At 68.4% G+C, this 10,711-nt stretch carries 9 protein-coding genes and 2 tRNA genes; 5 read left to right on the top strand and 6 right to left on the bottom strand.

What is annotated here, in order from left to right:
* Positions 1-19: 19 nt before the first annotated feature.
* The 4 genes from MPLG2_RS06390 (at position 20) to MPLG2_RS19370 (ending at position 5,484) form a co-directional block, all read left to right on the top strand.
* Complete coding sequence (locus MPLG2_RS06390; protein ID WP_199916493.1) at positions 20-1,012, top strand: F510_1955 family glycosylhydrolase; 993 nt, start codon at positions 20-22, stop codon at positions 1,010-1,012.
* A gap of 41 nt (positions 1,013-1,053) precedes the next feature.
* Positions 1,054-3,558 carry a heavy metal translocating P-type ATPase gene (locus MPLG2_RS06395; protein WP_231935873.1) on the top strand — a complete coding sequence of 835 codons (2,505 nt, stop codon included), beginning with the start codon at positions 1,054-1,056 and terminating at the stop codon, positions 3,556-3,558.
* Positions 3,555-5,105 carry a multicopper oxidase family protein gene (locus MPLG2_RS06400; RefSeq protein WP_231935875.1) on the top strand — a complete coding sequence of 517 codons (1,551 nt, stop codon included), beginning with the start codon at positions 3,555-3,557 and terminating at the stop codon, positions 5,103-5,105. The genes MPLG2_RS06395 and MPLG2_RS06400 overlap by 4 nt, the downstream gene beginning before the upstream one ends.
* A gap of 178 nt (positions 5,106-5,283) precedes the next feature.
* Positions 5,284-5,484 carry a hypothetical protein gene (locus MPLG2_RS19370; protein ID WP_231935876.1) on the top strand — a complete coding sequence of 67 codons (201 nt, stop codon included), beginning with the start codon at positions 5,284-5,286 and terminating at the stop codon, positions 5,482-5,484.
* On the opposite strand, the gene MPLG2_RS06410 is transcribed toward MPLG2_RS19370, so the two are convergent.
* Together MPLG2_RS06410 and MPLG2_RS18350 are read right to left on the bottom strand one after the other, a co-directional pair.
* A tRNA-Pro gene (locus MPLG2_RS06410) sits at positions 5,450-5,523 on the bottom strand. The genes MPLG2_RS19370 and MPLG2_RS06410 overlap by 35 nt on opposite strands.
* A 21-nt stretch (positions 5,524-5,544) precedes the next feature.
* Positions 5,545-5,614, bottom strand: a tRNA-Pro gene (locus tag MPLG2_RS18350).
* Between the two features lie 125 nt (positions 5,615-5,739).
* Between MPLG2_RS18350 and MPLG2_RS06415 the strand changes: the two genes are divergently transcribed.
* The gene (locus MPLG2_RS06415) at positions 5,740-6,915 is read left to right on the top strand and encodes a glycerophosphoryl diester phosphodiesterase membrane domain-containing protein (RefSeq protein ID WP_105185412.1); all 1,176 of its coding nucleotides are present in this window, start codon (positions 5,740-5,742) and stop codon (positions 6,913-6,915) included.
* Between the two features lie 111 nt (positions 6,916-7,026).
* Here MPLG2_RS06415 and der read toward each other — a convergent pair whose 3' ends face one another.
* From der to MPLG2_RS06435, 4 genes are read right to left on the bottom strand one after another with little or no spacing between them, the layout of a single operon-like run.
* Complete coding sequence (gene der, locus MPLG2_RS06420) at positions 7,027-8,364, bottom strand: ribosome biogenesis GTPase Der (RefSeq protein WP_105185413.1); 1,338 nt, start codon at positions 8,362-8,364, stop codon at positions 7,027-7,029.
* Positions 8,357-9,061, bottom strand: a complete 705-nt coding sequence (cmk, locus tag MPLG2_RS06425; protein WP_105185414.1) for a (d)CMP kinase — start codon at positions 9,059-9,061, stop codon at positions 8,357-8,359. The genes der and cmk overlap by 8 nt, the downstream gene beginning before the upstream one ends.
* 8 nt (positions 9,062-9,069) lie before the next feature.
* On the bottom strand, positions 9,070-10,149 hold the full coding sequence (locus tag MPLG2_RS06430) for a prephenate dehydrogenase (protein WP_105185415.1): 1,080 nt from the start codon (positions 10,147-10,149) through the stop codon (positions 9,070-9,072).
* The gene (locus MPLG2_RS06435) at positions 10,146-10,340 is read right to left on the bottom strand and encodes a ubiquitin-like protein Pup (RefSeq protein ID WP_105185416.1); all 195 of its coding nucleotides are present in this window, start codon (positions 10,338-10,340) and stop codon (positions 10,146-10,148) included. Before MPLG2_RS06435 ends, MPLG2_RS06430 begins: the two co-directional genes overlap by 4 nt.
* Positions 10,341-10,711 lie beyond the last annotated feature (371 nt).

The following is a 10,711-nucleotide window of genomic DNA, read 5'->3' on the forward strand; positions in this document are numbered from 1 at the left end:
CGTGGGAGCCCGACCACCCATGGTGCGGGCTCCCACCGTCCTGCCGCTGCTCTTGACACCGGTCTCCCCGTTTTCGCGGCCGGTTCCTTCTGCCGACCTACCGGCGGCCTCTGTCGTCGTCCTGCTCTCCCGAAAGGCCCGTTTGATGTTTTCTCGTCTCCGTTCCTCGCCTCGCCGCGCGCTCGCCGCGCTCGCCGCCGCCGTGGCTGCTGTCACTGTCCTGGCTGGCTGCGGCGCCTCGTCCGCACCGTCCTCCTCGGCGCAGACTCCGGTCGAGTTCGGGCACATCCACGCGGTGGTGCCCGAGGCCGATGCCACGATCCTGGTCGGCACGCACACCGGTCTGTACCGCGTCGATGCCGAAGGCTCCGTGGAAGGCCCGTTGGGTGGCTACGACTTTGACCTGATGGGCCTGACCGTCACCGACGGCATGCTGATCGCCTCCGGGCATCCCGGCCTGGACACGCCGTCGGAGTTGGGGTCACCGAATCTCGGCATCATCCGCAGCGAGGACGGCGGGCGGAGCTGGGAACCGGTCGCGTTCACGGGCGAGGAGGACTTCCACATCCTGACCGCCGGTCCCGATGGGCAGGTGTACGGGATCGGGTCGAGCAGTCCCGCGGTACAGATCAGCGGCGACTCCGGCAGCACCTGGACGGCTGGCAGCGAGGTGACCGCCGCTGATCTTGCGGTCACCGCAGACGGCGTGATCTATGCGGCCACCCAAAGCGGGCTGTTCGCCAGCCAGGACGACGCGGCCACCTTCGGACTGGTCGCTGATGCACCCACGCTGTACCTGCTCGATGCGGCCGGAGACGAGCTGGTCGGTATCGATACCGATGGGCAGCTCTGGCGGCGCAGCGGCCAAGCCGCCTGGACACCGATCGGCACCGCCCAGGGGACCGTCGCCGCCCTCGGTCTTGCCCCGTCCGGTGTCGTCTACGTCGTGGACGACCGCGGCATCGTCGCGCTCGACGGCGACCAGGCCACCACCATCCTGCCCGCCCTGTAGGGCTGGGCCGAACAGTCATAGGAAACGCCATGAACAAGAAGATGAGCACCGTCGTCCTACAGGTGGCCGGTCTGCATTGGGCCTCCTCCTCACAGCTCGCCGAGAAGACCCTGGGGCGACGGCCCGGAGTGGTCGCCGTCGAGGTCAACCCGGTCGCGCAGACCGCCAATGTCACCTACGACCCCGACGCCACGACGGTCCAGCAGCTCCGCGCATGGGTCACCGAGTGCGGATTCCACTGTGCCGGACAGTCCGTGCCGCAACACATCTGCCACCCCAGCGACGAGCCGCACGCCTCGCATTCGACGGGTCCTCACTCCCACCACGACAGCGCGCCACAGCACCACCACGGAGCAACCGGTGACACCGAGCACGACCACTCCGCCCATGCCGGCCACGACATGGCGCCGGCCTCGCCAGGGCCGGCTCACGCGCATGGCGACTCGGCACCGGCGACCGCGCAGGAGGTGATGGGGCACGGCGGCCACCACGGCGGCATGTCGATGGACGCAATGATCCGTGACATGCGCAACCGTTTCCTGGTCGCGCTGATCCTGTCCATCCCGATCACCTTGTGGTCTCCGATCGGCCGCGAGGTCATCGGGTTCACCGTCCCGGCACCGTTCGGGCTGCGCGACGACGTGTTCTCGCTGATCTTGTCGCTGCCGGTGATCTTCTACGCAGCCTGGATCTTCTTCGACGGCGCCTACCGGGCACTGCGCGCGAAGACGCTGGACATGATGGTGCTGGTCGCGGTCGGTGTCGGCGCGGGCTGGCTCTACAGCCTCGCCATCACCCTGACCGGCGGCGGTGAGGTGTTCTACGAGGCCGCCAGCGTGCTCGCCACCTTCGTGCTGCTCGGCCACTGGGTGGAGATGCGCGCCCGCGGCGGCGCGAACGACGCCATCCGCCGGCTGCTGGAACTCGCACCGGCCCGCGCGGTGGTGATCCGCGACGGCAACGAGGTCGAAATCCCCACCGCCGAGGTCGTTCCCGGTGATCTGCTGCTCGTCCGGCCCGGCGCGAAGGTCCCGACCGATGGGGAGGTCATAGACGGCACGTCGGAGGTCGATGAGTCAATGGTCACCGGCGAATCGATGCCAGTCGAGAAGACCCCCGGCTCAGCGGTGATCGGCGCGACGGTGAACACGGTCGGCACGCTTCGGGTCAGGGCGACGAAGGTCGGTGCCGACACGGCGCTGGCGCAGATCGTGAAACTGGTGCAGGAAGCGCAGAACTCCAAGGCTCCCGGTCAGCGGCTCGCGGACCGAGCAGCATTCTGGCTGGTGCTGGTCGCCCTGATCGGCGGCAGCCTCACGTTCCTGGTCTGGTTCCTCGCCGGAGCGGATGTGCCGATGGCGATCCTGTTCGCGATCACCGTGGTCGTCATCACCTGCCCCGACGCGCTCGGCCTCGCCACCCCGACCGCGATCATGGTCGGTACCGGGCTGGGCGCCAAACGCGGGGTGCTGTTCAAGAACGCCACCGGCATCGAGACCGCCGCCCGGATCGACACCGTGGTGTTCGACAAGACCGGCACCCTCACCAAGGGCGAGCCCGAAGTCACCGACTATCTCGCGGTCGGCACCGACGACTTGGACCTGCTGTCCTTCGTCGTGGCCGCCGAACGAGAATCCGAGCACCCGCTGGCGAAAGCGATCGTCGCCTACGCCGACGCCCGCGACATCCCACGCCGCACCGCGACCGCGTTCCGCAACATCACCGGGCAAGGCGCGATCGCCACCGTCGACGGGCATCGGGTCGTGCTCGGCAACACCCGGCTGATGGTCCAGGAAAGGATCGACACCAGCCAGATCGACGCCGCACGCGAAGCCCTTGCGGCGAGCGGGCGCACCGCGATCATGTTCGCCGTCGACGGCACCATCGGCGGAGTCATCGCATTGGCCGACGCACCCCGCGAGACCGCGAAAGCCGCGATCGACGCCCTCCACGAGACCGGTGTCGAAGCCGTCATGCTCACCGGCGACAACCAGCCCACCGCGCAACGGATCGCCTCCCTGCTGGGCATCGACACCGTAATCGCCGACGTGCTGCCCGAAGACAAGTCCGCCAAGATCACGGAGCTGCAAGCGGCCGGGAAAAAGGTCGCGATGGTCGGCGATGGCGTCAACGACGCCCCCGCTCTCGCCCAAGCCGACCTCGGCATCGCGATCGGCGCCGGCACCGACGTCGCGATCGAAACCGCCGACGTGGTGCTGATGCGCTCCGACCCGCTCGACGTTCCCGTCGCGCTGCGGATCGGCAAGGGCACCCTGCGCAAGATGCGGCAAAACCTCGGCTGGGCCATCGGCTACAACGCCATCGCGCTGCCCATCGCCGCCGGCGTGTTCTACCCGGCGTTCGGGATCATGCTGTCCCCGGAAATCGCGGCGATCAGCATGTCCGGCTCCAGCGTCATCGTCGCAGTCAATGCCCTGCTCCTCAAACGACTCCGCCTTCCCGACCAAGCACCCGCACCAGGCAGCGCCACCGCGAGCGAGCCGGCCGGGCCGGTGGAGCCTTCCCCGAACGGAGCACTCCGATGAGCCCGGCCAGCCGGCTCCCCATCCGTCATGATGCCGGCCTCGGCATGGAGCGGCTGTGGAGCAGACGCGCGTTCCTCGGCCTCGGACTCGGCGTGGGCGCGGCGGCGACACTCGCGCTCGCCGGCTGCACCTCCTCCGCCGCCTGGGTGAACCCGGACAGCGCCGCCGTACGAGACCGCGAACGGCAACGCGGCGGCACCGGAAAGACCACCGCAGTCACCCTCACCGCCGCATCGGCCAGCCTGGACCTCGCCGGCACCACGGCACAGACCTTCGCCTACGGCGCCGTACCCGCCCCGATCATCCGCCTCAGCGCCGGCGACACCCTCAAAGCGACCATCCGCAACCAGCTCCCCGTCGAGACCTCCGTGCACTGGCACGGGCTCGCGCTGCGCAACGACATGGACGGCGTGCCACCGCTCACCCAGCAACCCATCGCCGCCGGTAGTAGCTTCGACTACGAGTTCATCGCGCCCGATCCCGGCACCTACTGGTTCCACCCCCACGTCGGCGCGCAGCTCGACAGCGGACTGTACGGGGCGCTCATCGTCGAGGACCCGAACGAGCCCCTGGCCTACGACGACGAGTGGGTCATCGTCTTAGACGACTGGCTCGACGGCGTCACCGCCACCCCCGACGAAGTTCTCGCTGAGCTGTCACGCGGGATGGGTGATATGGGCGGGATGGACGACATGTTCATGCGGATGGGCAACACCCTCATGGGCGCCACCTCCGACCTACTCGGCGGCGACGCCGGAGACGTCTACTACCCGCACTACCTCATCAACGGCAAACCCGCCGCCGACCCGGCCCAGTTCACCGGCACACCGGGCAGCCGAGTGCGGATACGACTCATCAACGCCGGCGGGGACACCGCCTTTCGATTCGCGGTCGGCGGGCACCGCCTCACCGTCACCCACACCGACGGGTTCCCCGTCGAACCCGTCGAGGTGGACAGCGTTCTGCTCGGCATGGGTGAACGCTACGACCTTCTCGTCACCCTCGGCGACGGCGCGTTCCCGCTCGTCGCGCTGGCCGAAGGCAAACGCGAACGCGCCGTCGCCGTAGTGCGCACCGGTGTCGGCAACACACCGCCGCAGGACGCGGTGCTCTCCGAGCTGGACACGGCCCGTGTCGCGACTGCCGCGATCCTCACCGCCGCGACCGATGTCGCTCTCGACACCAAGACCCCTGACCGGGAGGTCACGCTGACGCTCACCGGCTCAATGGCCGACTACGACTGGGGCATCAACAACAAGCGGTTCGACCCGACCCAGCCGCTGCGCGACGCGCACGCGGTCCGGGCCGGTGAGCGAGTGCGCCTCCGCATGGTCAACGAGACCGAGATGTGGCATCCCTTCCACCTACACGGGCACACCTACCAGCACTCAGACGGTGGGCCACGCAAAGACACTTCGATCATCCTGCCGAAGCAGACCCTCACCGTGGATTTCGACGCCGACAACCCCGGCCAATGGGCCGCACACTGTCACAACATCTACCACGCCGAAACCGGCATGATGACCGTCATCGGCTACCAGACCTGACGCACGTCGTACGAATCGTCGGGCACGGGCGACAGTCTCCACCGGTTGATCTTGAACGCGCGATGGCACGGTCATGGTGAACGGATCAACGCCAGGGCCAGGCATGACAGCCAACGCACCTTTGTTGGCCCGCACCCGTACCATTCATCGGCCGGTGGGGCCAATGGCGTATGACTGCGTGAAGGTGATCGTGGTGCGGGACGGCTCCGCAATCTTGTTCAGCGAGTTCGGCCAGCAGCCAGTCACCATCGGTGATGTGATCTTGCTCGGCGCGAACACATTGTGCGGGTCCCCGGACACGAAGAAGCCCAGGCGAGAAACCTACTCTCACCTGGGCCTTAACGTCGGGCTGACAGGATTTGAACCTGCGACCCCCTGACCCCCAGTCAGGTGCGCTACCAAGCTGCGCCACAGCCCGTGGCATGGATTTTCAGTTGTTCTGGGCCGCCCGGGAGGGGTAAACCCCTTGACCCCCAGTCAAGTGCGCTACCAAGCTGCGCCACAGCCCGCCTCGGGGCGTGAACCCCGACTGGTCACCTTACACGGTCCGCAGCAACGGCCTCAAAACGACTCATCAGCGGTACAGGCTCGGACGACCGGCGCCCTGCCACTCAACCCTCGTAGACTCACCGGCATGATCAACCCCACCCCGATGCTGCCTCCGAGCCCGATCGAGATCTCTGGATTCTTCACCTCAGCGTTCGAGGCCATGAAGCGCCGGCTCGGTCTGTTCGTGCTCATCGTGCTGTTTCCCTCCCTGCTGATGCTCGCCGTGTTTCTGATCTGCCTACTCTTGGTCGGCGGCATGGCGGCCACCGGCAACCAGTCGGCCATCGGAACGGGTGTGGTGCTGGCCATCGTGGTGTTCATCGCCGGCGTGGTGACCGTCTGGCTCGCACAACTGAAATCGCAGGCCATGATGACCCAAGCCGCCTACGAGGTGGCCCAGAACCAGCAGCCGACGTTCAGCGGGGTACTGCGCAACACCAAGGGCTTTCTGCCGCGGTTTCTGCCGCTGATCGCTATCGGTTTCGGCGTCGGCATCGCCTACACGCTCCTGCTGGGAACCGTCATGTTCAGCATGATCTCGGCAGCCTCGTCAAGCAGCCGTTCCAATGCCGCGGGCGCCGCCGCCCTCATCTTCATACTGCTGATCGTGGCCACCGTGCCGGTGGCCTTCTGGCTGTCGGTCAAGCTGCTGTACGTGGTGCCGGCCTGCACCATCGAAGGCCTCGGCGGCATCGACTCGTTGAAACGGTCGTGGAGCCTCACCAAGGGCAGCTTCTGGCGCACCTTCGGCTACTCGATTCTGCCCGGGCTCGCGGTGTACGTGCTGACATTCATCGTCAACTCCGTCACGCAGGCCATCACGGGCCCTGTGGCCTCGCAGTTCGACCTCGACAACCTGAGCCCCGCGCAGATCGCCGCTGCTCTGCTGGTGGCGCTGCCCGCGTTCGGCATCACGCTTGCGCTGCAACTCGCGGTGCAGTTGCTGACCACCCCGTTCTTGCAGAGCTACTACGCCTACATGTTCATCGACCAGGTGCACCGCAGCGAGATGCCTGCCCAGCCGTACGGTTATGCGCCCCAGCCCGGGTACGGCTACCCCGGTGGCTACCCCCAGCAGGGTTACCCGCAGGCGCCGCAGCAGCCCCAGTATCCGGGTCAGCAGCAGTACCCGGGTCAGCAGCAGTACCCCGGTGAGCAGTACGGACAACAGCCGCCGCAGCAGCAATGGCCGCCGAACCCGCAGCCGGGGCACAACGGCCAGCCTGGGTCGTCCCAGAATCAGTGGCCTGGTCAGAACTGACCTTGTGGCGCAACCCTGGGTTGGGCCTGTCGAAACCTGAATCAGAAGGTCTCGACAAGCTCGACCAGCGGTTAATCCCGAGTCAGCACGTCTCTACAGGCTCGACCAGCGCTACTTGCTGCGCTTCTCGCGCGCCCGTACCTCGATGTGCACGGGCGTGCCCACGAAGCCGAACTCTTCGCGCAGCCGGCGCTTGATGAACCGCACATAGCCCGGGTCGAGCTGGCCCGAGGTGAACAGTGCGAACGTCGGCGGGCTCGTGTGCGCCTGGGTGCCGAACAGAATGCGCGACTGCTTGCCCCCGCGCACCGGGTGCGGGTGCGCGGCGGTGATCCGGCCCAAGAAGGCGTTCAGCTTGCCGGTCGAGATGCGGGTCTCCCAGCCCTCGAGCGCGGCCTCGATGGCCTTGCTGAGCTTGTCGACGCCGCGTCCGGTCAGGGCCGAGATGTTCACCTGCGGCGCCCAGTCGAACGCCCGAATGTCTTGCTCGATCTCGCGGTTCAGGTAGCGGCGGCGCTCTTCGTCGGTGAGGTCCCACTTGTTGTAGGCGATCACCAGCGCCTTGCCGGCCTCTTCGACCATGGTGAGCACGCGCAGGTCTTGGTCGGCGATCGGGTCGGCGGCGTCGATCACGACCACGCACACCTCGGCTCGCTCGATCGCCGACGCGGTGCGCAGCGAGGCGTAGTACTCGTGGCCCGACGCCTCTTTGACCCGGCGCCTGATGCCTGCGGTGTCGATGAACCGATAGACGGTGCCGGCCACCTCGACCAGTTCGTCCACCGGGTCGACGGTGGTGCCGGCCACGTTGTCGACCACCGAGCGCTGCTGCTTGGCCAACTTGTTCAGCAGCGACGACTTGCCCACGTTCGGACGGCCCACGATCGCCACCCGGCGCGGCCCGCCGAGCTCGACGTCGGCTTCAAGAGGGGCCTCGGGCAGCGCCTCCATCAGGGCGTCCAACAGATCGCCGGAGCCGCGGCCGTGCAGGGCCGAGACCGGGTGCGGCTCGCCCAGCCCGAGGTTCCACATCATGGCGGCCTCGGCCTCGTTGCGGGCGTCGTCCACCTTGTTGGCGGCAAGTACGACCGGCTTCTTGCTGCGCCGCAGCACCTGCACGACCGCCTCGTCGACGTCTTGAATGCCCACCGAGGCATCCACCACGAACAGCACCGTGTCGGCGGCGGCGATGGCCAGTTCGGCCTGCTCGGCGATCTGCGCCGCGAGGCCCTTGGCGTCGGGCGCCCAGCCGCCGGTGTCGACGATGACGAACTCGCGGCCGTTCCAGATCGCGTCGTAGCTGACCCGGTCACGGGTCACGCCCGGGACGTCCTGCACCACGGCCTCGCGCCGTCCGATGATGCGGTTGACCAGCATCGACTTGCCCACGTTGGGCCGTCCGACCACCGCCACCACGGGCTTGATCGGTTCTGCTTGCGGCTCACTCATCGGCGGCCTCCTTTCGGGCCAGGGCCCGTTCGGCCAGGCCGACCACGGCGTCGATGGTCTGCTCGAGCGTCATGAAACTGCCGTCGAGGTGCACCACCCCGTCGGCGGCGGTGGTGAAGTCGACCAAGGTGGAGTCGTCGGCGTCGCGGCGCAGAATCTGGTCGCGCAGCGCGGCGTCGTCGATCTGGCCCCCGTGGTCGAGCTTGCGGCGGGCCATGCGCACCTCGGGGTCGGCGCTGAGCAGCAACCGCACATCGGCGTCGGGCGCGACCACGGTGGTGATGTCGCGGCCCTCGGCCACAATGCCGTTCGGCGCCGACTCGATGATGGCGCGCTGTCGCGCCACCAGGTTGGCCCGGCATTCGGGAATGACCGCCACCGTCGACACGTGCGTCGAGGTGCGCTGCGAGCGGATCTCGTCGGTGACGTCGCGGCCGTTCACCCGCACCCACTGGTCGTCGGGGTCGGTGGCGATCTCGATCTGCGCGGCTTCGACCGCAGCGGTCACGGCGGCCGGGTCGCTGCCGTCCACGCCCGAATCGAGGTAGGCGACGGTGACCGCCCGGTACATCGCGCCGGTGTCGAGGTAGGCGAGGCCGAGCCGCTTCGCGACGCCGCGCGCGGTGCTCGACTTGCCGGAGCCGCTGGCGCCGTCGATGGCGATCACCAGGGGGTTTTCGGAATGGCTCTGCGTCACGGTTCTCCTCACAGCGACTCGGCGGGACGCAGCGTCCAACCGGCCTCGGTCATGGCGGCCTGCAGCGACTTGGCGACCGGCTTGGTGACCTGAACGGCCAGGTAGCCGACCTCGCGGGCCGGGTCGTGCTCGATGCGGACATCCTCGACGTTGACACCGGCGGCCTCGATGTCGGCGAACAACCGGGCCAGCGCGCCGGGGGCGTCGGGAATGGTCACCACGACCTCGGCATAGGCGACTCCCCCGGCGCCGTGCTTGCCGGGGATCGCCCGGGTGCCCTGGCGTCCGTCGGCGAGAAACCGGCGCAGCGCCTCGGGGTCGCCCCAGCCGGCCAGCAGCTCGTCCAACGAGTCGCGGACGGCCTCGAGCTCGGCCCGCACGGCCTCGGAGTTGGCGCTGATGATCTGGGTCCACAACCGGGGGTCGGACGCCGCGATGCGGGTGACGTCGCGCAGGCCCTGGCCGGCGAGGTTCAGGTGCTCGTCGGGCACGTCGTTGAGCCGTGCCGCGGTGAGCGAGCTCATCAGCTGCGGCAGGTGCGACACCTGCGCGACGGCCTCGTCGTGGTGGGTGGCGCCCATGCTGACGATGCGCGCGCCGCAGGCCCGGGCCAGGGCGTGCACGGTGAGCACCGCCTTCGCCCGCGAGGTGTCGTGCGGGGTGATCACCCAGGTGCGGTCGGCGAACAGGTCGGCGCGCGCGGTCAGCGGCCCCACGCGCTGCGAGCCGGCCATCGGGTGCGACCCGACATAGCGGGCCAGGTTCACCCCGCGGGCGCGCAGGTCTGCCAGCACGGTGCCCTTCACCGAGCCCACGTCGGTGACGGTGGCCTTGCCGTAGGTCGCGAGGGCGTCGGCGACCACTTCGGCCAGTTTGGCGGGCGGCACCGCGACCACGACCAGCCGGACGGTCGCCGGATCGATCGGTTCGGTGCTGCCGCCGCCGCGCGAGGCGGCCACCCGGGCGTGCGACGACACGGAGTCGATCAGGTGCACCTCGACGCCGGCCGTGGTCAGGGCGGCACCGACCGATGCCCCCACCAGCCCGGCGCCGATCACCACCGCTGGGGTCAGGGACGGTTCGTTCACTGGCCGCCCTTCTGCACGAACGAGCGCACGTACTCTTCGGCGTCCGTTTCGAGCACCGAGTCGATCTCGTCGAGCAGGGCGTCGTAGTCGAGCGCCGGTTTGGCGGCGGCGTCGAAGCCGGCAGGGGTCGTCTCGGCCTGCGCCTGATCGGCGCGCGTGGTGCTGCGCTGCCGCTGGATGCGCTCGGCCATGGTTCCTCCTGGTTCGACCAGACAGCCTATCGCGGGTCACCCGGACGGCCGGACTCGCGGCGGCTGCGAACAATGGGTTGGTTTCACCACAGCAGTCGGTGGCGAAATCAACCCATTGTCGCGAGGGGCTCACGGACCGCGGGTCGCCTGAACCAAAGGAACCGTCCCCTGAACCAGCGGGGACGGTTCTTCCGGTTCAACGGTCTGTCCCCACCCGGTTCAGCTGAACCGACGGAACCGTCCCCCGAACCGGAAGAACCGTCCCCAACTACCCGCCGGCGCCCTGGAATCTCTCGCGCTACGCACTTGTACCCGGTTCATTCGGCAAGGGTCGCGAGTTAGGTTGCAGGAGGCCTCCACCCCGACCGAAG

Source organism: Micropruina glycogenica, from assembly GCF_900289045.1.
GTDB lineage: Bacteria > Actinomycetota > Actinomycetes > Propionibacteriales > Propionibacteriaceae > Micropruina > Micropruina glycogenica.

Excerpts from the sequence above, each read along its gene's own strand:
- MPLG2_RS06400 (WP_231935875.1), top strand. The coding sequence starts at position 3,555 with ATGAGCCCGGCCAGCCGGCTCCCCATCCGTCATGATGCCGGCCTCGGC.
- MPLG2_RS06435 (WP_105185416.1), bottom strand. The coding sequence starts at position 10,340 with ATGGCCGAGCGCATCCAGCGGCAGCGCAGCACCACGCGCGCCGATCAG.
- MPLG2_RS06390 (WP_199916493.1), top strand. The coding sequence starts at position 20 with ATGGTGCGGGCTCCCACCGTCCTGCCGCTGCTCTTGACACCGGTCTCC.
- MPLG2_RS06395 (WP_231935873.1), top strand. The coding sequence starts at position 1,054 with ATGAGCACCGTCGTCCTACAGGTGGCCGGTCTGCATTGGGCCTCCTCC.
- der (WP_105185413.1), bottom strand. The coding sequence starts at position 8,364 with ATGAGTGAGCCGCAAGCAGAACCGATCAAGCCCGTGGTGGCGGTGGTC.
- MPLG2_RS06415 (WP_105185412.1), top strand. The coding sequence starts at position 5,740 with ATGATCAACCCCACCCCGATGCTGCCTCCGAGCCCGATCGAGATCTCT.